This window comes from Ilumatobacter fluminis, assembly GCF_004364865.1.
GTDB classification, from domain to species: Bacteria; Actinomycetota; Acidimicrobiia; order Acidimicrobiales; family Ilumatobacteraceae; genus Ilumatobacter; species Ilumatobacter fluminis.
Genome location: NZ_SOAU01000001.1, coordinates 1,294,615 through 1,315,901 on the forward strand (window position 1 = coordinate 1,294,615; position 21,287 = coordinate 1,315,901).

A 21,287-nucleotide genomic window follows, 5' to 3' on the forward strand; every position below is an offset into this window, starting at 1 on the left:
GGAGGGAACGGGCCGACCACTAGTGTCGGCGGGCTATGGCGGAAGCAAGCACGGTGGTGGTCGCGGGTGGTGCCGGTTTCATCGGGTCGCACCTGTGTGACCGGCTGATCGAGCGCGGCGACCGTGTGGTCGTGCTCGACAATTGCTGTACCGGTCGATACGGCAACGTCGAACACCTCGACGACAGTGAAGCGTTCGTCTTCGTCCCGGGCGACGTGGTCGACCCGGGGGCCATCGCCGCGGTCGAGCATGCCGCTGCGGGCGGTGTGATCAGCGCCGTGCTGCATCTCGCCAGTCCTGCCTCGCCGCCGGAGTACCTGCGTCGCCCGCTCGAGACCCTCGATGCGGGCAGCACCGGTACGCGGCATCTCCTCGAGCTCGCCGAGCGTCATGACGCCCGTTTCCTGCTCGCATCGACGAGCGAGGTCTACGGTGACCCGCTGGTCCATCCGCAGACCGAGCAGTACTGGGGCAACGTCAACCCGATCGGTCCGCGGTCGGTGTACGACGAGGCGAAGCGCTTTTCGGAGTCGCTCACGGTGGCGTTCCATCGAGCCCGCGGCGTCGACACACGAACCGCGCGAATCTTCAACACCTACGGCCCTCGCATGCGTGCCGCGGACGGGCGAGTGATCACCAACTTCATCGATCAGGCGCTCCGTGGTGACCCGATCACGATCTACGGCGACGGTGAACAGACGCGGAGCTTCTGTTTCGTCGACGACGAGGTCGACGGGCTCGTCGCGTTGCTCGACGAGCCGGTGCACGCCGACGTGTCGCTGCCCGTGAACATCGGGAACCCGGGCGAGTACACCGTTCAGGAAGTCGCGGCGCTCGTGGTCGAGTTGGTCGGATCGTCGTCGAGCGTCGTCAACCGACCGCTTCCTGAAGACGACCCGCGGTTCCGCCGACCTGACATCTCGCTCGCGGCAGAGCGGCTCGGATGGAGCCCGACCGTCGATCTGAGCGACGGCCTCCGCCGCACGATCGACTGGTTCACCGACGCCTCGGTGCCGAACGCGGAGAGGCCGGCCGGAGCGCCCGGCTGACGGTCAGGCCTGCGCCCACGCCGCACGCATGTCGGCGGCGCGGCGTTCGCCCGACACGATCTGGGTCACCAGCCCGGTGCCGGCTGCGATCGCCCAGATCACGTACCAGTACCACTCGTCGTTGAGTTCGTCGGTGATCGCAGCGGTCCTTGTGATCTGTTCGCTGTCGAGCTGCCCGGTGAGCAGCATCAGGCCGGCGACGATCGCCGACGCCCCGGCCATGGCACTCAGCACGATCAAAAGGATCGACGGCAGATCGCCGACGATCGCGACGATCGCGAGTGCGATGCCGAGCGCGAGCCCTGCGAGGACGATGAGCCAGTTCCAGCTGACGCCGAACGCAACGAGGAGGCTGGCTCCGAGTGTGAAGCCGATCGATCCCATCGCGAGCGCGATCGAGACCGCGTAGTAGAGGTAAGCGATCGCAGCGAAGACGAGTGCGAGGAGTACAGCGAGCGTCCACGACAGCGCGTTGGCGAGAATGCCGCCGTCGTCGGCGCCGATGCTCGCCCCGAGTGCGAAGCCGACCAGGGCGCCCCAGATGGCGATCACGATCCTCATCGCGATGTACCCCTGGTAGCAGAACACCCCGCCGATCGCGATCGCCAGCAGCCCTGCAACCCAGTCACTCATCGCGTCATCATGACACGCGGGCGGCGCCGGTGTCGCCGGTCGTGACGGTCAGCGGGCGCCGGCGGATCGTCGGCGATGAAGACGGTCGCGCGCCGGATTGATGGCCATCCCGATCGGCCGGCGCACCCCCCAACGGGCGATGCCGAGCCACATCAGCGCGCGGAGCCGGAGACCCTCACGGCCGGCCGGTACTGCTGCGTCGGTGACCGCAATGGTCTGGCGAACGTCGGAGAACGGGGCGCGTCGCCACTGTGCGCTCGTGCTCGATCCGTAGTACCGCTTCCGAGTGGCGGTGCGGTCGTCGAACACGAGCCCCGAGCGCAGTGCGACGGCGAGTACCCAGGCGATGTCGACGGCCGGATCGTCGAGATCGCCGGCCGGATTGTCCACACGAACGCCGGCAGCGATGACCTCGCGTCGTCGGACGAGGCCCCGGAATGCGACGCCCATGCCCCGGATGCCGAGGTGGGCGGCGCGGGCCGGCGAGATCGGCCCGGGACGGGGGTGGTAGGGAGGGCGCGGACCTGGCGAGACACCGTCGGCCTCGACGGGCTCGATCCGGCCGAACGCGATCCAGGCCTCCGGATGGCGGTCGAGGGCGGCGTCCAGGACGGGGATCCACGACGGTTCGAAGATGTCGTCATGGGGCATCCACATGAAGCGATCGCCGGTCGCCTCCTCCATGAGGAGCTGGAAGTGCTCGGGCCAGCCGAGGTCGAGCGCTTCGCTCCGGACGACCACCCGGTGGTCGTCGGCGAGCAACCGCCGAAGCTGGTCCGCGGCGTCGTCGACGACGGTGCGGTCGGAGACGACGATCTCGGTGACGAGGTCGGGGAGACGACGAATGTTCCCGACGATGTTGTCGACCCATGGCGCGGAGGCGTGGAGCGGGATCGCAACCGAGACACCCGGCGCCTGCTCGGTCAAGCGTTCGGTCATCGCTGCACGAGTTCGAGCAGGTCGGCTGCGTGTCGGGGCGCCGAGGTCAACTTGCCCGTGTCGATCGAGAAGTAGCCGTCGTGTGCGTGGACGCCGATGTCGCTGCGTCGGTGGAGTCCGCTGTCGTGGTCATCGATGTCGGTCTCGCCCCACGCGACGATGACGCCGGCCGCCGCAGTGCTCGCCTCGACGTCGCCCACCGAGGGTGCCAGCGTGCCGATCGCTTCGATGGTTCGCTCCGCGATGTCGTCCTGGCGGTCGGCCGGATCGTCGCCGCCCATCGAGACCCGCCAGTCGTCGGGGATGGTTGCGTCGGTGGAGAACCCGGCCAGGCAATCGGGATACCAGGAGAGGTAGATCTGGTCGTCCGACCGGCGCACGATGTCGCCGAACGGGCCCAGGACGAACGTCGTGGTGGGCGGTGGCGTCACACCGGTCTTGGCTCGACCATGGACGCCGTACTTGAGCCGGTAGGTCCACGGGCGAGTCGGTTCGATCCCGACCGATCGGTCGATCTCCAGACGTCCGTCCCACAGACAGTTGACGACGACGTCGGCCTCGAAGCATTCGTCGCGCTCGGCCCGTCGGCCGCAGACTCGGAACGAGTCCGCTCGGCGATCGACGCCGGTGACCGTGGTCGACCGAACCAGCTCGACACCGCCGGCCTGGAGCCCGTCCAGCATCGCGGAACGGACCACACGGGGATCGAGGGCGACCTCGTCGGTGCCGACCAACGTCTCGACCAGATCGGTATAGCCGTGCAGCCGGTGGTCGTCGAGGACCCGGACTCGCTGCAGCGAGCGCCGACCCGCGTACGACCCTCCCTCGTCGAGCCGCTCAGCGATCAGGTCGTCGACCCAGGCGTAGTGCTCGAGGAGGCGTTCGCTCGCGACCATCGAGTCGCGCAGCGCCGCGTAGTTGAAGCACGACGAGCGGGCCGCCTCCCAGTCGATCGGTTTCGACATCCACCGGTCGAGCAGCGGGGCGAACGATGTGGCTGCGTCGACCATCGAAACCGCCGTTCGGCGGGTCGGGTCGTTCGCATAGACGTAGCCCAGGTGCAGCTTGCCTTCGCCCCGCAAGCTCGCGCCGCGGAACAGCGCGTCCGAGCGATCGATCAGGGTGACCGACCAGCCGGCATGGGCGAGCGCAAGTGCCGCGCTGGTGCCCTGTACGCCTGCGCCCAACACGCATGCCCGCCCGTGCCGCATCAGGTCGACGACCTGTCGCAGACGCTCGGATGCGTTCGTGGCTGGCGCAGGGGACGCACTGGCACGGTCAGACGTTGAAGCGGAACTCCATGACGTCGCCGTCTTGGGCGATGTAGTCCTTGCCCTCGAGACGGATCTTGCCGACGTCTTTCGCGGCGTTCCACGAGCCGAGACCGAGCAGCTCGTCCCACTGGATGACTTCGGCGCGGATGAAGCCGCGCTGGAAGTCGGTGTGGATTCGTCCGGCGCACTCGGGGGCGGTGGAGCCCTCGAAGAACGTCCAGGCTCGGGACTCCTTGTCGCCCGTCGTGAAGTACGTGCGCAGGCCGAGCAGGTGGTACGCCGAGCGGACCATGCGGAACAGGGCGCCCTCGCCGAGACCGAACCCCTCGAGCATCTCGGCTCGTTCGTCGGGGTCGGAGATCGCCGCAGCCTCGGCTTCGAGCTGGACGCACATGCCGATGACCTCGACATTGTCGCCGGCATCGTTGAACTCGGCTTCGACGCGGGCTGCGGCCTCGTCGGCCTGATCGACGGCGTCCTCGCCGACGTTCACGACGGCGAGCACGCGGCGGTTCGTGAGGAGGAAGTAGGGCGCCAGCGTCTCGCGCACGTCGGGCTTGAGGCCGGCCCGGTACAGCGGACGACCCTCCGACAGCGCCGCTTCGGCGATCGAGAGTGCTTCGACGTCGTCGGCGAGCGATCGGTCGTTCTTGGCCTGACGCTCGACGGCGGCCTTGCGCTTCTCGACCGTCTCGAGGTCGGCCAGCGCGAGCTCGAGTTCGACGACCCGAAGGTGCTCGAGCGGATCGGAGGGACCGGGGACGTCGTCGTCCTCGAACGCACGGAGCACGAACACGATCGCGTCGACCTCACGGATGTTGGCGAGGAACTTGTTGCCGAGACCCTCACCTTGCGAGGCACCCTCGACGAGTCCGCCGATGTCGACGACCTCGACCGAGGCGTGGATGGTCTTCTTCGACTGCGACATCGCCGACAGCTGGTCGAGCCGTTCGTCGGGGACGCGTGCGACACCGATGTTCGGGTCCTTCGTCGCGAAGGCGTACGGGGCAGCGAGCGCACCGCCGCCGGTGAGTGCGTTGTAGAGCGACGACTTCCCCGCGTTGGGGAGTCCGACCAGACCAAACCGTTCCATGAGGTGCGCCAGGCTACCTGGGGTCGTCGGGCGTCTGAGCGTTCGGATCACCCGGGTTGCTGCAGGTGCGGCCGGGCGCCCCGGCATCGAGGGGTTGCGCCGCCTCGGTAGGTTGTCGGGATGGAGATTCCACGCGATTCGCGGGTGTACGTGGCCGGTCACCGGGGTTTGGTCGGGTCGGCGTTGGTGCGGAAGTTGGAGGGTGAGGGTTTTTCGAATGTGTTGACGGCGACTCGTGATGAGTTGGATTTGCGGGATCAGTCGGAGGTGTCGCATTGGTTCAAGGCGAATCGTCCGGAGTATGTGTTCCTGGTGGCGGGAACGGTTGGTGGGATCATGGCGAACTCAACGCGTCCGGCGGAGTTCATCTACGACAACATGATGATCCACGGAACGGTGGTGCATGCGGCGCATGAGTACGACACGTCGAAGCTGTTGTATTTGGGGTCGTCGTGTATTTATCCGCGGGCGGCGGAGCAGCCGATCAGTGAGGACGAGTTGTTGACGGGTCCGTTGGAGCCGACGAATGAGTGGTATGCGGTGGCGAAGATCGCGGGGATCAAGTTGTGTCAGGCGTACCGGCGTCAGTACGGGCGGGATTTCATTTCGGCGATGCCGACGAACTTGTACGGTCCGGGTGACAATTTCGATTTGGTGTCGTCGCATGTGTTGCCGGCGTTGATGCGCAAGTTCCATGATTCGATCGGTGAGCCGGATCCGGAGGTCGTGGTGTGGGGGACGGGGTCGCCGTTGCGTGAGTTCTTGCACGTGGACGATCTGGCGGATGCGTGCCTGTTCTTGATGGAGCACTACTCGGCCGACGAGCACATCAATGTGGGGACGGGTGTGGATCTGTCGATTCGTGAGTTGGCCGAGAAGATCCGTGACGTGGTGAATCCGGATGCGCGGTTGACGTTCGACAAGACCAAGCCGGACGGGACGCCGCGCAAGGTGTTGGACGTGTCGAAGTTGAATGATCTGGGTTGGTCGCCGAGTTACGACCTGGATGCGGGTGTGCGGTCGACGTACGACTGGTTTCTGGCGTCGCTCGCGGCGCACGATGATCTGCGCGGTTTCGATGCCGCCGAGGTGGCGTGATGGCGAAGACGGCGTTGATCACTGGTGTGTCGGGTCAGGATGGTTCGTATCTGGCCGAGTTGCTGTTGGACAAGGGGTATGAGGTGCATGGTGTGGTGCGCCGGTCCAGTTCGGTGACGCGTTCGCGTTTGGATCATTTGCAGTCCGAGAATTTGGAGGATCTGCATCTGCATTACGGGGATCTGGGGGATCCGTTGGGGTTGGTGCGGATCATCGATCGGTACGGGCCTGATGAGGTGTACAACTTGGCGGCGCAGTCGCATGTGGCGATCTCGTTCCAGCAGCCGGAGTACACCGGTGATGTGACCGGTGTGGGTGCGATGCGGTTGTTGGAGGCGATGCGGGTCGCCGGCAGTGAGGCGAGGTTTTATCAGGCGTCGTCGTCGGAGTTGTATGGGTCGACGCCGCCGCCGCAGAGCGAGGTGACGCCGTTTCATCCGCGCAGCCCGTATGCGGTCGCGAAGTTGTATGCGTTCTGGGCGACGGTGAACTATCGGGAGTCGTATGGGATGCATGCGTCGAACGGGATCTTGTTCAATCATGAGAGTCCGCGGCGTGGTGAGAACTTCGTGACCCGCAAGATCACGCGTGGTGTGGCCGACATCGTGCACGGCAAGGCGACCGAGTTGCGGTTGGGGAACCTGGACGCGAAGCGTGACTGGGGTTTCGCGGGCGACTACGTGGAGGGCATGTGGTTGATGCTGCAACAAGGCACCCCCGACGACTACGTCCTCGCCACCGGTGAGGCGCATTCGGTGCGTGAGTTCTGTGAGATCGCGTTCGGCCACGCGGGGTTGGACTGGGAGCAGTACGTGGTGGTCGACCCGGAGTTCTTCCGACCCGCGGAGGTCGATTACCTGTTGGGTGATCCGACCAAGGCACGCACCGAGTTGTCGTGGAAACCCACGACCTCGTTCGAACAGCTCGTCACGATGATGGTCGACGCCGACCTCGCCGCCGGCTGAGGCAGCAGCGAACTCGGCGAGGTGTACTTCGGTACATGTCGTCGATTGGCCGTGGGGAAGGCGTCGACGGTGGGAGACTGTCGACCGTGGGAAGTAGTGCAGCGGGTGCACTCGGTGACGAACCCTCCCGGCTCGACCTGTGGCTTGCGTTGCTGGCCGGTGATCGGGTCTGGGGCGACGGCGACGAAGACCCCTCGACGCGCGAGCAGGCGGTCTGTGCGTTCATGCTCGTCGCGCTGCTCGGCACGCTGCTCGTGCAGTGGGTCGCCCTGGCCAGCCGCACGACCGGCGACCGTGAGCAACTGGCGATCATGTCGGCCGCCAGCGTCGTCGCCGCAGGCCTGCTCGCCATCCGCCCTGTGCGGCTCCTCCTCGGCCGGCAGACCAAGCCGCCCGGCTTCCTCTTCAGCCTCGTCTGGCGCGGCCTCGCCTACCTCACCCTGATCGCGACGACGGTCGCCCTGATCGGCCAGTTCCGGTTCCTCGCTGCGATCCCGCTGGGCCTACTCGGCGGCTCCGATGCCCTCCTCACCCTCTGGGCGATCGGCGTCCAACCGGCGCCGCGCCAGTGGGCCCGACGTTTCCTCTTCTCGACGGTCCACTTCGGTGTGCTCGGTGCGATGTTGGCGGCGCTGTTCTTCGATGCCGAGCCGAGCACGCTGTCGACGATGCTCAGCATCTACGTCGCCATGTGGCTCGGTGTGATCGTCGCTGGCATCGCCGTGCTCGGCATGAACAAGCTGAGCGCACTGGTCGACGTCGATCGGGCGCGCAAGGAAGAGCAGGTCCGGGAGCGTGAACGGCTCATGCGTGCTCACTGGCTGCACGACGACGTGCTGTCGGAGGTACACCTCTCGACGCTCCGTCTCAAGAGCGTCGGCGACTTGGACGCTGCGAGAGCCGAACTCGAAGAACTCGACCACCGGCTGCGCCTTCGACAACTCGACGAGGTGATGCGCGGCGGCGAGCCGCACCTCTACGAGATCCTGCAACCACACCTGAGGCGGATCCAGTCGCTCGGCATCCAGTTGTATCGGGTGCCGCCACTCGAGCTCACCAACCGTCGCACCGACTCCGAATCCGCGCAGCTGTTCCACCGCGCCGTGTCCGTGCTCACGTCGAACGCGATCAATGCCGACGCGACGCGGCTCGCCATCGACTTGTTCGAGGTCGACGGGGGCCAGATCAGTCTCACCGTGACCGACGACGCCGGCGGCTTCGATCTCGACGCCGTTCCGGCCGGTCGCGGACTGTCCAATCTCGTCGCCGACCTCGGCGCCGATCGCGTCCGCCGGCGTGACACCCAGAACGGTTCGGCGGTCACCGTCACGCTGCCGCTCAGTCCCGAGCCCGCTCGCCGGGCCGTCTCGAAGGAAAACACATGACCCGCATCCTCTTGGTCGACGACGCCGCCGCGATGGCGGAACTCTTCTCGAAGGAGGTGGCCTCGCGCTTCGACGCCGAGGTCGACGTCTGCGTCGCCGTGGCCGACGTCGAACTCATGCTCGCTCGCGCCCCCTACGAGCTGGCGTTGGTCGACCTGTCGTTCCCGCAGGAACACGCCAACGGCATCGATGCCATGGCCGAGATCTACCGGGCCAATCGCGACACGCGGCTGGCGATCATGACGCAGGGTGACGCGTGGGTCAGCGACCTCCTGCGCGATGCCTGGGACCTCCTGCCGGTGGCGACGGTGATCTCGAAGACGGCGCCGCTGGACTATCAGCTCGAGATGATCGATGGGGTGCTGGCCGGTCGTGACGTCGAGCCCGACCCGGCCGTCCAGACGCTGCTGCCCGCTCGGCGCAATCCGGAGCGGACGCCCGATCGGTTCGCGGATCTGATCCAGCACAACGGACATGCCAAGGTGTGGAACGTGCTGATGGACCGCAACTTCGAAGCGACGTACAAGAACGTCTCCGACTCGACCGGTCTCAAGCTCAACACGGTCAAGAACTACCGCTCGCAGCTCCTGCCGGAACTGCGCGTGCACCGTCTCGACGACCCGAGCCTGCGCGAGATGCAGGAGTTCGCGTGGCGTTGTCGCTCGTTCCTGCGGCCGTACGTCGAGGCCTCGCTGGAAGGACGTTGACCATCCGTTCCAGCCTGCTGCGCTTCCCGGCGGTCCGAGCCGCCGTCGGCCTCGCCGTGGGCTTCGGCGCCGCCGCCGTGACCTTTCTTGCCGTCGATCGCTACGGCACCGACGTCGACGCCGAGTTGCGGGTCGTGGTGCAGGAAGACCTCGATCACGACGGCTATTGCGCGACCATCCGAGAAGGCGGGCGAGCCCTCCGAGTGGCCGACGACGCCGAGGGGTGGCGGTGCGGCGGCTTCGTCAACGGCATGTGGAGTCCGGTCGCCCTCGACTTCGAGGCCCTGTGCGTCTGGCAGTTCGGGACCTCGGCCCTCCCTCGAGAGAACACCGCGGACGGAGCGTTCTCGACCGTCTGCATCGTTCCTGGCTGAGCGCGCTCAGTCGCCGCTGTAGACGCGAATCATGTCCATCGCGTTGAACACTGCGTTCTCCAGTTCCGTCCGTGGGTCGTTGCCGGCGTCGATGGTGTATGCCGCACCGAGCTCGATCGCTTGCAGGAACTCGACCATCGGCCCGACCTGGATGCCGACGGCAGCCGGCGTGCCTGGCGTTGCCGCTACTTGTTCGTACGCGACCTCGAACTGCGGATGCTCGTTCCAGGCCGCAACGGTGATGGGATCGGCGACTGCGGCGGGAGTCGTCGGGACGTAGCCGGTGAACGCCGCGAGTTCGGCGATCTGCTCCGGCTGGGTCATCCAGTCGATGAACTGCCACGCTGCGGCGACCTTGTCGGAGTCGGCGCCGTCGGTGAGCCACCACGAGCCCCCGCCCGGGATCGCCCCGGCGGCCGGCCCGGGCATCGGTGCGACTCGCACGTCGACATCGATCGAGCCTTGATCCTGCAGCCGGAAGATCTCTCCGAGTGCTGCCGAGGTGTGCATCGTCATCGCGCTGCCCTCGAGCGGGGTGATCAGCGCGATCAGGTCCTCGTCGCTCTGGTTCTCCTTGGTCCACGAGATGATGCCATCGGCCTTCATTCGTCGGAGCTCGTCGAGCAGGGCGATTGCATCGTCGGTGACGATCTTCGCGATCTCGACGGTGTCGACGTCGTGGCCGTTGTTCGGTTCGAGCAGGAGGCGGGCTTCCTTTGCCGCCGTCTCGGTGATCAACCAGAGTGCCGACTTGTTGTACAACACGAGGCCGGCCTTCGCAGCGCCGGCCTCCTGGAGTTCGACGGCGGTCGCAAGCAGCTCATCGACCGTCTCGGGTGGGCGGTCGGGGTCGACCCCGGCGTTGCTCCACACGTTGCCGTCGTACATCAGGACCGGCGTCGACACGTTGAACGGCGCGCCCCACAGCGTGCCGTCGACTCGGTAGGTGAGGTCGACCGCGGGAAGGAGGCCGTCGAACTGCGGCGGGATGGAACCGCCGGTGCACGCCTCGACGGGGATGAACAGGCCGGACTCGGCCTGGGCCTTGACCGTGAGGTTCGACCCGTACAGGACGTCCGGTCGGACACCATCGGGGTCGGCGAACTCGAGGAGGCCGCTCGGGTACTGCGCGTCGGCCTTCTCGAACTCGACGGTGATGCCGGGGTGCTGCTGCTGGAACTTGCCGATGGCAGACGGGAGGTAGCTCGACTCGGCGTCACCGCCGAGGCCGTGCCACACCGTGATCGTGACCGGGCCGGAGGGTTCGATGCCGTCGCCGCATCTCGGTGGGACCGCTTCGGTGGTCGGAGGCGGCTCGGTCGCCTCCGACAGCGGCTCGGCCGTCGCCGGTGTGACGGTGTCGGACGGGGCGTCGGTGGAGCTGGCGGGGTCGCTCTGGTCGGTCGGCTCGTCGGCTGCTGCAGCGGCATCGGACGGATCGTCGTCGCCGGTACACGCCGTCGCCACGAGACATCCGGCGAGCAGCACCGAGACGGTGCGCCGCCGGACGCGGGGCGATGCGAGCCAGTGGTCACGTGGGGTTCCCGCCCACGAGTGGTGTGGCATCGCCGCACAGCATGCCCTGCCTGGGGCTTCACCGCAAGTTGACGCAACGAGGCAACAGCTGTGCTGTTGCCAGTCCGCGACAGCGCCCGACGGTTCGGTGGGGGGAGGGGCCCGAACCGCCGGGCGCAGACTGGTGCCGCTCGGCCGGCGGCGTCGTTCAGCTGGGGCTGTCGGCCTCGTCGGCCATCTGCTTGCGAACCTCGTCCATGTCGAGTTCACGGACCTGGCGGAGCAGGTCGTCGAGCGCGTTCTTGGGGAGAGCGCCCGCCTGGCTGAAGAGCTGGATGCCGTCGCGGAAGATCATCAGCGTGGGGATCGACATGATCCCGAGGGCGCCGGCGAGCTGCTGCTCGGCTTCGGTGTCGACCTTGGCGAACGTGACGTCGGGGTTCTCCTCCGACGTCTCTTCGAAGATCGGGCCGAACATCTTGCAGGGGCCGCACCATTCGGCCCAGAAGTCGACGAAGGTGATGCCGTCGCCGGTCACCGTCTCTTCGAAGGTGTCCATCGAGAGCGTGGTCGTCGCCATGTGTGTTTCCTTTCGCTGGGGGGTCGCTGGGGGAGCGTTGCGTTCGTGTGGGCCTCGGAGGGTCAGGCCCGACATGCAATGAAACGGACTGGCCGGTCTCGTTATTCCCCGGTCGACCACTACGGTCTGGGTGATGACGCCCGAGGCCGCGCTGCTGCGAGTGATCCACTGTCTCGACCGGGCGCTGGCATCGCCGTACAAGACCCGAGCGTTCGTCGGCGCCCTCGACGTCGTGCGGGCCATCGACCCGGTCGAGCTGGCAGAGCGCGCCCGCGACGGGCGACTCATCGAACTCGACGGCATCGGCGATGCGACCGCCGGTGTGATCACCGAGGCCCTTGCCGGGCTCACCCCGAGCTACCTGGCCAAGGTCGAGGCAGAGTCGCAGATCGAACTCACCGATGCGGGCCGCCCGTACCTCGATGCTCTGCGGGGTGACTGCCACCTGCACTCGACGTGGAGCGACGGCGGAGCGCCGATCGAGGCGATGGCCGCCACGGCGATCGACCTCGGCCACGAGTACATGGTGCTCACCGACCACTCGGCTCGCCTGACCGTCGCCCACGGGCTGAACGAGGAACGTCTCCGCGAACAACTCGTCGAGATCGACCGGATCAACGACGAGATCGCCGCTGCCGGCCACGACTTCCGCATCCTCACGGGTATGGAGGTCGACATCTTCGAGGACGGCAGCCTCGACCTGTCGGACGAGCTCCTCGGTGAACTCGACGTCGTCGTGGCGTCGGTGCACTCGAAGTTGCGGATGGACGCGGACCAGATGACCCGGCGCATGGTCGCCGCCGTCGCGAACCCACACGTCGACATCCTCGGTCACTGCACCGGCCGCAAGGTCGGCAAGCGGCCCGAATCACAGTTCGACGCCGACTACGTGTTCGCGGCCTGTGCCCAGTTCGGCACGGCCGTCGAGATCAACTGTCGACCGGAACGACTCGATCCGCCGAGAGCGCTGATCGATCTGGCGATCGGGTACGGCTGCCACTTCTCGATCGACTCCGACGCCCACGCGACCGGACAGCTCGAGTGGCAGCCGTACGGCTGCAACCGGGCGGCCGAGCGTGAGGTACCGATCGACCGCATCGTCAACACGTGGTCGGCCGACGAGCTGCTCGCCTGGACCGAGTCGTAGCGGTGGACGACCCGCCCGGCCCACTCCTGGCGAGCGGCCGATCCGCCGACATCTACGACGTCGGCGGCGGACGTGTCTTGCGACGTCGGCGGGTGGGCACGATCGGCGATCATGAGGTGATCGCGATGCGAGTGGCGCGCGATGCCGGAGTCCCGGCCCCTCGGGTCTTCGACGTCGATGGGGCCGACCTGCTGATGGAACGTGTGGTCGGACGCACGATGATCGACGAGCTGGGTCGCCGCCCGTGGGCAGCCGGACGGTTCGGGCGCGAGTTGGCTCGGTTGCACCTCGCGCTCCGAATGGTGGCAGCGCCGGACGGGCTGCGCGGCGACGGGCCCGTGCTCGTGCACAACGACCTGCACCCGGGCAACGTCGTCGTCACCGCCGACGGGCCCGTCGTCATCGACTGGGAGAGCGCGGAGGCCGGCCCGCCGGATCGTGACGCGGCGCAGATGTGGCTGCTCGGGGAGATCGCCGAGGTGGACGATCTGGCACCGTGGCTCCGCCCCGTCGTCGGAGCGGTCCGTGGGCGGATGCTGACGTCGTTCTTGGAGTCGGCCGGGCGGCCGACGAGGGAGACGGTGGCCGCCGTGTGCGCCGATCGGCTGATGGACCGCAACACTCGGGTGTCGGAGCAGGACGCCATCCGGTCGTTCGCACAGCGGCATGGGTGATCCCGTCGGCCCAGGGGTGGGACTCCGTCGGTTTCTCCATAGACTGTTCTGCCTATGTCGAAGAAGACCAAGAAGCGCAAGGCTCGCCTGCGTCGCAGCAAGGCGAACCACGGCAAGCGCCCCAACATGGGTCGCGGCTGACTCGCGCCACTCCACGAATCGAACGATTCCCTTCGGTGCCGCCGGCGGAGATGCCGGCGGCATTGTCGCGTCCGGCCACGGATGCGAAAACCGCCGACGAACCGGCGCCGCGGGGGTACCGTTGCGGCCGATGTCCACACCATCGATCCCGACGCCCCGCCACGACGTCGTCGATGAGTACCACGGCACGTCGGTCCCCGACCCGTACCGTTGGCTCGAAGACGGCAGTTCCTCGGACACGCAGGGTTGGGTCGATGCGCAGAACCGAGCGACCAGGGAGGTCCTCGACGCGATCCCGGCGAGAAGCGCGTGGCACGCCGACCTGGTCGGTTTCATGCAACTCCCGGTCGTCCAGGCGGTCCAGGTCCGTGGTGACCGGCTGATCCTCCTCGAACGCGAGCGCGGGGCCCAGCAGGCCCGCCTGGTCGTCCGCCCGCTCGCCGACCCGGCGAGCGAGGTCACCGTGATCGCCGACCCTGCCGCCGGCACCGGCGACGCCGCCGCCGCGGTCGACTGGTTCGATACCAGCAACGACGGTCGCCTCGTCGCGTACGGCGTCAGCGAGGGCGGCACCGAGAACTCGATCCTGCACGTGGCCCGGACCGACGACGGCGCTGCGCTCGACGACCGCATCCCGAACTGTCGAGCCGCCTCGGTTGCCTGGGATCCGGACGCTGGTGGATTCCACTACACCCGCTACCCCGAAGGCGACGAGTATCACCGAACGGTCCACCATCACACGCTCGGCGCCGACTGGCACGACGATCCGGTCGTCTGGAACGACCACCCGACCCCGCAGACCTGGCCCAACGTCTCGGCATCGAGCGACGGCAACTACCTGCTCGTCGAGGCCATGGTCGGCTGGAGCCGGACCGATCTGCACCTGCTCGATCGGGTGACCGGTCGATGGACCGGCATCCAGGTCGGTATCGACGCGGTGACCGACCTCTCGTTCGACGGTGACCGCCTGATCGGCACGACGACGCTCGATGCGCCGCGCGGACGCGTGATCGCAGTCCCGCTCGACGACGTCGGCGACTGGACCACCTTGGTCGCGGAGCGTGACGTCGTGCTCGACCAACTCGTCCCCACCGCCGACGGCTTCCTGCTCTCGACGTCGGCGACCGGGATCGGAGCGATCGAGCGGCACGGTCGTGATGGCGCCTCGGTCTCGGTCGCAGGCGTCGACGTGTCGACCGTCGTCCAGCTCGCCGCCGACCTCGACCACGGCGTCGAGCTGGCGATCGTCACGGGCTTCGACGCACCGGCGACCATCCACCGCATCGACGGGACCACGGCCCGGGAGATCTATCCCGACCGTGACGACGACATCGTGCCGGAGCTATCGGTCAGCCACGTCGAGTACCCGTCGTCCGACGGCACGAGGATCGGGTTGTTCCTCATCCACCGGGCCGACGTCGATCTCGGACCCGACACGCCCACCATCTTGAACGGCTACGGCGGGTTCGCGATCACCGAGTCGCCGATCTGGTCGCCGACGATCGCAGCGTGGTGTGCCCGTGGCGGCCTGTACGCGATCGCCGGGCTGCGCGGCGGCTTCGAGCACGGCGAGGAGTGGCACAGCGCCGGGAAGCGAGCAAACAAGCAGAACGTGTTCGACGACTTCCACGCTGCCGCCGACTGGCTCGTGGGCGAGGGCATCACGACCCGTGACCGATTGGCGATCGCCGGCGGTTCCAACGGAGGGCTCCTCATGGGCGCGGCGATCACCCAACGCCCCGACCTGTGCCGTGCCGTCTGGTGCGCCGTTCCGCTGCTCGACATGGTGCGATTCCCGAACTTCCTGATCGCCAGGCTCTGGACCGACGAGTACGGCGATCCGGACGTCGCCGAGGAGTTCGGGTGGCTGTGGAGCTACTCGCCGTATCACCGCATCGAGGAAGGGCAGCGGTACCCCGCGGTCCTCTTCACGACCGCCGAAGGAGACACCCGCGTCGATCCGCTCCACGCCCGGAAGATGGCGGCTGCGCTGCAGCACGCCACCGCCGAGGTTCCCGGCGCGGCTGACGGACCGATCCTGTTCCACCAGGAGGGGCGGGCCGGCCACGGCGTCGGAAAGCCGGTCGGCAAGCGGGCCGACGAACAGGCCGACGTGCTCGCGTTCTTCTCATGGCAGCTGGGCCTGTGACACGCCTCGCAACCGTCGACGTCGGCGCGTCGGCCGACGCCTGGGCGGCGCTCGGCTTCACGACCACCGACGGGGTCATCGGCCTCCGCAACGGGGCGATCCGACTCGTCACCGACCGAGCCGGGCTGGGCGCGATTGGCGTGACCGGTATCGAAGCGCCGACCAGCGCCGACGGCCTCACGATCACGCCGGTGGACGACCTGTCGATCGCCGATCATCCCAACGGTGCCCGATCGATCGATCATGTGGTGGTGATGACCGACTCGCTCGACCGCACGTCGGCGGCGATCGAAGCATCGCTCGGGCTCGAGCGCCGCCGGCTCCGTGAGACCTACACCGTCCGGCAGGCCTTCCACCGATTCGCCGACCCGATCGATGCTGCGGCCGCAGGGGAGCGGGGCTGCATTCTGGAACTGGTCGAGAACCTGCGCACGCCACACCCCGAGTTCTGGGGCCTCGTCGTCATCGTCGACGACATCGATGCGCTGCACGGAGCACAGCCGGATCTCGTCGCCCCGCCGAAGACCGCAGTCCAGCCCGGCCGTCGAATCGCCACCGTCCGCCGGGAAGCCGACCTCGGTACCGCCGTCGCGTTCATGACCCCGTCACGATGACCGAACGGTGATCGATCGCTTCCGGGGCCTCGCCGCTCGACTGATCTGGCCGGACGCTCGGCCCCACCGTCGAGCTCGCACCGTGGTGTGCCACGAATGGCTCGCAGTACTCGGAGGGAGCGACAAGGTCGCCGCTGAACTCGCCGGGGTCGCGGAGGCGGACGTCGTCTACACCTTCGCAGTCGACGCGGGTTGTGTGGACGAGCTCGGCTTCGACGCGCCGGTCGTGACCTGGCGCCTCGGACGATGGGCCGGCCGGTCGAGGCGCTTCACCCTGCTCCTGCCGATCATGCCGATCGTGTGGTGGGCGCTCGACCTCGGGCACGCCGACCTGGTCGTGACGAGCTCACACTCGTGCGTGAACTCGATCCGCACACCTGCCGCCCGTCGTGTGTCGTACTGCCACACACCGATGCGATACGCCTGGGATTGGCGGCTGGAACGCGAACGAATGCCGCGGCCACTCCGTCCGCTCATGCCGATCGGTGCGGCGGCGTTCAGGCGGCTCGACCGTCGATGGTCGAGCCGGGTCGACACCTACATCGCGAACTCGTCGTTCGTCGCCGGTCGCATCGCTGCGGCCTATGGGCGCGCCGATGCAGTCGTGATCCCGCCGCCGATCGACGTCGCTGCTCCGGAACCGGGCCGGGTGGTTGACGCCGATGTCGTGCCCGATGTGCGGTACTTCGTGACCGCAGGTCGTTGGGTGCCCTACAAGCGCTTCGACCTCGCGATCGAAGCAGCGGTGCTCGCCGAACGGACACTGGTCGTGGCAGGCGGAGGTCCCGACGCCGCCCGCCTCCGCCTCGCTGCCGGGCCGACTGTGCGCTTCGTCGACGAACCGGACGACTCGACCCTGTGGGCACTGCTCGGCGCTGCCGATGCGTTCTTGTTCTGCGGCGTCGAGGACTTCGGCATGCTGCCGGTCGAGGCGCAAGCCACCGGCACGCCGGTGGTCGCTCGCGACGAGGGCGGCGCCCTCGACTCGGTGATCGACGGCGAAAGCGGAACGCTCGTGCACGGCGACGACCCGCTCCGATGGGCCGAGGTGCTCCGCGCGTTCGACCCGGACCGCTTCGACGCCGAGCGGATCCGGGCACACGCAGCGTCGTTCGGTTCCGATGTGTTCCGCCGCCGGGTCGGTGCCGTCGTGGCCGGTCGTCCGGTCGAGACGACCGGCTAGGGTCCGACCGATGCCGTCGTCTCCGCGCGCCTCGGTCGTGATCGTCGCACGCAACGAGGAGGCGAACATCGGGCGGGCGATCCGTTCGGTGCTCGACCAGGACGTCGACGACATCGAGATCGTCGTCGTCGACGACAACTCCGACGACGACACCGGCGCAGCGGCTGCATCGTTCGCCGGTGTGCGCGTCGAGGAGAATCCGGGTGTCGGGATGGCCGACGGACTCGTCCACGGTCTTGCGGTGGCTCGCAGTGACTCCATCGTGAAGGTCGACGCCGACGACTGGCACCTCCCCGGTTCGATCGAGAAACTGCTCGCGCCCCTCGAGGCCGATCCCGCTGTCGCCGTGGTCGGCGGCTCGGCTCGTTCGGTCGACGAAGCCGGCCGCGAACTCGACCTCCACATGAGCGTTCCGACCTCCGACCACATGGCGCTGGTCGCCATGGTGAACTGTCCGATCGAGCACACGGCCTGCGCGTTCCGCAGGTCGGCGGTCCTCGAGGTCGGCGGGTACCGCCGGGTCGACGGTGTCGACATCATCGAGGACTACGACCTGTGGCTCCGTCTCCTCGATGCCGGGATGACCTTCGTCGGTCTCACCGACCTCGTCGCCGTGCACGTGATCTCGCCGACCACCGTCACGAACCGGCGGCGTCAAGCCGGTGTCGATCGCGGACGATCGCTGCGGACCGACTTCCGGCAGCGGCACGCTCCGACGCTCTGTACGTATCGCCGGATCAGCGAACTCGGCTCGTCGGTCATCTCCTGGCGTGACGAGCCCGAGCGTTCCGACCGGTTTGCGTTCGTGCTGATCCGACTCGCCCACCTGTCGGTCGGTGATCGCGAGTATCGACGCGCGGCGTCCGTGTTCGCCGCCACCGTGCGGTGTGGTCCGTTCAGCGTTGCCCGCGGCGTCGTTCGCACTGCGCTCGCCCGCCGGCGTCGGCGTCAGGCCCGCGGCTGGATGAGCGCATCAGCGGTCGTCGAGTTCGTTCGCGGGAAGTGATGCGAAGAAGTCGACGGTGTCGACGATCTCCGATCGTGGGCCGAACGCCACCACGCGCCCTTCGTCGAGCACCAGCAGGTCGTCGCACAGATCGAGCGTCGACAGCCGGTGTGCGATGACGACCATCGTGACGCGGCCTCGCAGCTCGCCGAGGGTCTGTTGAAGCCCCCGCTCGCTGTGGCGATCGAGGGCACTCGTCGGTTCGTCGAGCACGAGGAGCGACGGTTCGGAGATCAGCGCTCGCGCGATGGCGAGGCGCTGGCGCTGTCCGCCGGACAGCCCTCGGTTCCGGGACCCCAGCTCCGTGTCGTAGCCGTGTTCGAACTGTGCGATGTCGGCGTGCAGGTGACTCGCCCGCGACGCTCGCTCGACGTCGTCTCGGCTGAAACCGTCGCGCAGGAAGACGATGTTGTCAGCGATCGAGGCTCGACGGATGCGTGGGTCTTGCGGCACGATCGTCACGAGCCGATGCCAGTCGTCGATCGACAGGACGTTCGCGTCGACACCATCGACCAGCAGCCGCCCCGCGCTCGGCTGACGCATCCGGAGCAGGAGTTCGGCGACCGTCGACTTCCCGGCTCCCGAACGCCCGACCACGCCGAGCACTCGATCGGGCTCGATGCGGAACGAGATGTCGTCGAGTGCCAAGCGACCGTTGGGGTACCGATACGACACGTGATCGAACTCGATGGAGCCGATCGTCGAGACCGGGTCGCCACCGTGCTCGTCCACCGCCGACTCGAGCTCGTCGAGTCGGCGGTCGAGTTCGACGACCGCAGGTCCTGCCTCGACGACGTTCTGGTAGGCGTTGTAACCCTGCTGGGCATAGCCGAGCATGCGGATGACGAGCAGGATCGCGGCGGCCGCCGAGGGTTGTGAGAGGTCCCAGATCAGGTTGATCACGCCGACGACCACGATGAACATGAGCAGCGCAAGATCTTTGAACCAGTAGGCCGCCAGCCGCGAAGCGAAGCGGGCACGACGCATCGAGTGCACGGTCGAGTGGTTGACGTCGTCGAGCTGTTCGAGTTGACGATCGGTGACACCGAACGCCCTGAGCTCGAAGGCGAGCGCGTCGGTCGAGGCGACGTCTTCGGACAGATGGCCGGTCTGCGCGATGTTCTCGCTGGCCCGTCGGCGAGCTTGACCGCTGATCGGGCGGAGCAACACGACGATCGGGATCACCGAGACGATCAAGACGCCGGTGAACACCGGCGAGATGACGATCGCCGCGACGAGGAGCGCGAGCATGATGACAAGACCGTTGAAGACGCTGGAACCGAACGACGCAGCCATCGAGGCGTGTTGCGACAGGTGGAACATCGAGTCGTAGAGCGCACCGTCGCGCTGTTCGGCTTGGGTCGACCAGTCCGCCCGAAGGAAGGCCCGCGACACACGTCGACGAGCTTGCTCGAGCACGCGCAATGATGCGTCGGCGGCCATGCGTGCCTGCACGGCATGGAGTCCTCCTGCGCAGAGGATCGCGACCGCGGCCGCGAGCAGCGTCGCCGACGTCGAGATCTCGAGATCGAGTGGCCCGAGATCGGTCGCAGCGTCGTTGCCGGTGGCCCGTAGCGCTCCGGCCGTGAACAGCACGAGGGCGAGCGCTTCGAAGCTGCCGGCGACGGCTCCCGCACCGATGAACGATGCGATGACGCGACGGGCGTGCCCGTGCAGGTCGGCGAGGATCCGAACGACCTGACCGGGCGGTGGCTTCGTCGTGGGGTCGGTGTCGATGCTCATGTGAGGCCGTCCGGACGGTACCAGCGGGACGCGATGTCGCCGGCGATCGCCCAGATCCGATCGAGTTCGTCTGCGGTCAGGGTCGAGATGGTCGAACCGAGGATGTCGGCGCTCGCCCGACGGAACTGCTGGGTTCGCCCGGCCGGATCGGCAGCGGCGACGTCGCCGGAGGTCAGGCGCCGGAGACGTCGTTCGCTTCGATCCGACCACGGAATACCGGTCGCCGCACGCAGTTCGGCGATGGCTTCCGAGGGACGGGCGCTCATGAGTTCGTGGACGACCAGCCGGCCGTCGCCGAGACCGGCGAGGGCGGCTCGGTAGTTCATCCGCCAGAACAGCGCGACGCCGTCGAGATCGGCGTCGAGCTGGTCGACCCAGTCGAGTTCAACGTCGTCGAGGAGCCCTTCCGCCGCGAACCGCCGCATGGTGGTGCCCGCCTTCCAGCCGAGCCGACGCATCGACGCGACCACCGCTGCAGGGTGACGAACCATGACGATCACCGTGCAACCCTGAGCCTCGAACCACTCGATCGAACGCATGGCGAACGGGTCCTTGACCACGACGTGTTCGCGTCTCGGTAGCGCCCGAGCCTTGGCGAGTTGGAGCGGACCCCGACCGGCCACGAGTCGCTTTCCGAGGCGAACGATCGCCGTGTCGGTCGGATAGACGTTGCCTCGCAGGCGGCCGCGCAACTCGAACAGCTCGAGCATCTCGTCGGCGACCGCCGCCGATGACGGGTCGGCGAGATCGGCGAACCGGTGCGATGCGGAGGGGAGACCGCAGTCGGGGTTCAGCGGCTCGTGGAGGTACGCCACCCTCGGAGCCGAGGCGAGCACGCTCCCGACGAACGTCGTCCCGCTGCGCGGGCAGCCGGTGACGAGGACCCGGTTCACGATCGGGTCGACCTGCGCGGAACGGAGGTGGGCGGGAGGAAGCTCATCGAGATGGTGCGGCGGCGTTTGCCGTCGTCGGCCTGGGCAATCTACCGCTGACACGGTTCGGGTTCGGGAGCACGGCG

The 21,287-nt window shown here is 67.7% G+C and carries 21 protein-coding genes; 13 read left to right on the forward strand and 8 right to left on the reverse strand.

What is annotated here, in order from left to right; translation table 11 throughout:
• The first annotated feature begins 35 nt into the window (after positions 1–35).
• Positions 36–1,049, forward strand: coding sequence for a UDP-glucuronic acid decarboxylase family protein (locus tag BDK89_RS05780; protein ID WP_133868038.1), 1,014 nt, complete (start codon positions 36–38; stop codon positions 1,047–1,049).
• A 3-nt stretch (positions 1,050–1,052) separates the two neighbouring features.
• Here the strand turns inward: BDK89_RS05780 and BDK89_RS05785 are convergent, their stop codons facing one another.
• From BDK89_RS05785 to ychF, 4 genes are all read right to left on the reverse strand, one after another.
• Positions 1,053–1,682: a DUF4203 domain-containing protein gene (locus BDK89_RS05785; protein ID WP_133868039.1), complete on the reverse strand. Its 630-nt coding sequence runs from the start codon at positions 1,680–1,682 to the stop codon at positions 1,053–1,055.
• A gap of 48 nt (positions 1,683–1,730) precedes the next feature.
• Positions 1,731–2,621, reverse strand: a complete 891-nt coding sequence (locus BDK89_RS05790) for a glycosyltransferase family A protein (RefSeq protein WP_133868040.1) — start codon at positions 2,619–2,621, stop codon at positions 1,731–1,733.
• Entirely contained in the window at positions 2,618–3,811 is a 1,194-nt protein-coding gene (locus BDK89_RS05795) for an FAD-dependent oxidoreductase (protein WP_166657402.1), read from the reverse strand. The genes BDK89_RS05790 and BDK89_RS05795 overlap by 4 nt, the downstream gene beginning before the upstream one ends.
• Positions 3,812–3,899: 88 nt before the next feature.
• On the reverse strand, positions 3,900–4,988 hold the full coding sequence (gene ychF / locus BDK89_RS05800) for a redox-regulated ATPase YchF (RefSeq protein ID WP_133868042.1): 1,089 nt from the start codon (positions 4,986–4,988) through the stop codon (positions 3,900–3,902).
• Between the two features lie 120 nt (positions 4,989–5,108).
• On the opposite strand from ychF, the gene BDK89_RS05805 reads away from it, so the two are divergent.
• The 5 genes from BDK89_RS05805 (at position 5,109) to BDK89_RS05825 (ending at position 9,517) form a co-directional block, all read left to right on the forward strand.
• On the forward strand, positions 5,109–6,086 hold the full coding sequence (locus BDK89_RS05805) for a GDP-L-fucose synthase family protein (protein WP_133868043.1): 978 nt from the start codon (positions 5,109–5,111) through the stop codon (positions 6,084–6,086).
• Positions 6,086–7,051: a GDP-mannose 4,6-dehydratase gene (gmd, locus tag BDK89_RS05810; RefSeq protein ID WP_133868044.1), complete on the forward strand. Its 966-nt coding sequence runs from the start codon at positions 6,086–6,088 to the stop codon at positions 7,049–7,051. The genes BDK89_RS05805 and gmd overlap by 1 nt, the downstream gene beginning before the upstream one ends.
• A gap of 86 nt (positions 7,052–7,137) precedes the next feature.
• Complete coding sequence (locus BDK89_RS05815) at positions 7,138–8,436, forward strand: sensor histidine kinase (protein WP_133868045.1); 1,299 nt, start codon at positions 7,138–7,140, stop codon at positions 8,434–8,436.
• Positions 8,433–9,143: a response regulator transcription factor gene (locus BDK89_RS05820; protein ID WP_133868046.1), complete on the forward strand. Its 711-nt coding sequence runs from the start codon at positions 8,433–8,435 to the stop codon at positions 9,141–9,143. The genes BDK89_RS05815 and BDK89_RS05820 overlap by 4 nt, the downstream gene beginning before the upstream one ends.
• On the forward strand, positions 9,140–9,517 hold the full coding sequence (locus BDK89_RS05825) for a hypothetical protein (protein WP_133868047.1): 378 nt from the start codon (positions 9,140–9,142) through the stop codon (positions 9,515–9,517). The genes BDK89_RS05820 and BDK89_RS05825 overlap by 4 nt, the downstream gene beginning before the upstream one ends.
• A 6-nt stretch (positions 9,518–9,523) precedes the next feature.
• Here the strand turns inward: BDK89_RS05825 and BDK89_RS05830 are convergent, their stop codons facing one another.
• Positions 9,524–11,083: an extracellular solute-binding protein gene (locus tag BDK89_RS05830; protein ID WP_133868048.1), complete on the reverse strand. Its 1,560-nt coding sequence runs from the start codon at positions 11,081–11,083 to the stop codon at positions 9,524–9,526.
• A 157-nt stretch (positions 11,084–11,240) separates the two neighbouring features.
• On the reverse strand, positions 11,241–11,612 hold the full coding sequence (trxA, locus tag BDK89_RS05835) for a thioredoxin (RefSeq protein ID WP_133868049.1): 372 nt from the start codon (positions 11,610–11,612) through the stop codon (positions 11,241–11,243).
• 133 nt (positions 11,613–11,745) lie between these two features.
• Between trxA and BDK89_RS05840 the strand changes: the two genes are divergently transcribed.
• From BDK89_RS05840 to BDK89_RS05865, 7 genes are all read left to right on the forward strand, one after another.
• Entirely contained in the window at positions 11,746–12,759 is a 1,014-nt protein-coding gene (locus BDK89_RS05840) for a PHP domain-containing protein (RefSeq protein ID WP_133868050.1), read from the forward strand.
• A 2-nt stretch (positions 12,760–12,761) separates the two neighbouring features.
• Positions 12,762–13,433, forward strand: a complete 672-nt coding sequence (locus tag BDK89_RS05845; protein WP_133868051.1) for a phosphotransferase — start codon at positions 12,762–12,764, stop codon at positions 13,431–13,433.
• 54 nt (positions 13,434–13,487) lie between these two features.
• Positions 13,488–13,574: a 50S ribosomal protein bL37 gene (locus BDK89_RS22760; RefSeq protein WP_481808379.1), complete on the forward strand. Its 87-nt coding sequence runs from the start codon at positions 13,488–13,490 to the stop codon at positions 13,572–13,574.
• Positions 13,575–13,704: 130 nt separating this feature from the next.
• A complete protein-coding gene (locus BDK89_RS05850; protein WP_133868052.1) occupies positions 13,705–15,723 on the forward strand; it encodes a prolyl oligopeptidase family serine peptidase in 2,019 nt (672 codons plus the stop codon).
• On the forward strand, positions 15,705–16,337 hold the full coding sequence (locus BDK89_RS05855; protein WP_133868053.1) for a hypothetical protein: 633 nt from the start codon (positions 15,705–15,707) through the stop codon (positions 16,335–16,337). Before BDK89_RS05850 ends, BDK89_RS05855 begins: the two co-directional genes overlap by 19 nt.
• Positions 16,338–16,344: 7 nt before the next feature.
• Positions 16,345–17,520: a glycosyltransferase gene (locus tag BDK89_RS05860; protein ID WP_133868054.1), complete on the forward strand. Its 1,176-nt coding sequence runs from the start codon at positions 16,345–16,347 to the stop codon at positions 17,518–17,520.
• 10 nt (positions 17,521–17,530) lie between these two features.
• On the forward strand, positions 17,531–18,526 hold the full coding sequence (locus tag BDK89_RS05865; RefSeq protein ID WP_166657403.1) for a glycosyltransferase family 2 protein: 996 nt from the start codon (positions 17,531–17,533) through the stop codon (positions 18,524–18,526).
• Here the strand turns inward: BDK89_RS05865 and BDK89_RS05870 are convergent.
• Complete coding sequence (locus BDK89_RS05870) at positions 18,494–20,269, reverse strand: ABC transporter ATP-binding protein (RefSeq protein WP_133868056.1); 1,776 nt, start codon at positions 20,267–20,269, stop codon at positions 18,494–18,496. The genes BDK89_RS05865 and BDK89_RS05870 overlap by 33 nt on opposite strands.
• Positions 20,266–21,162 carry a sulfotransferase gene (locus BDK89_RS05875; RefSeq protein ID WP_166657404.1) on the reverse strand — a complete coding sequence of 299 codons (897 nt, stop codon included), beginning with the start codon at positions 21,160–21,162 and terminating at the stop codon, positions 20,266–20,268. The genes BDK89_RS05870 and BDK89_RS05875 overlap by 4 nt, the downstream gene beginning before the upstream one ends.
• Positions 21,163–21,287 lie beyond the last annotated feature (125 nt).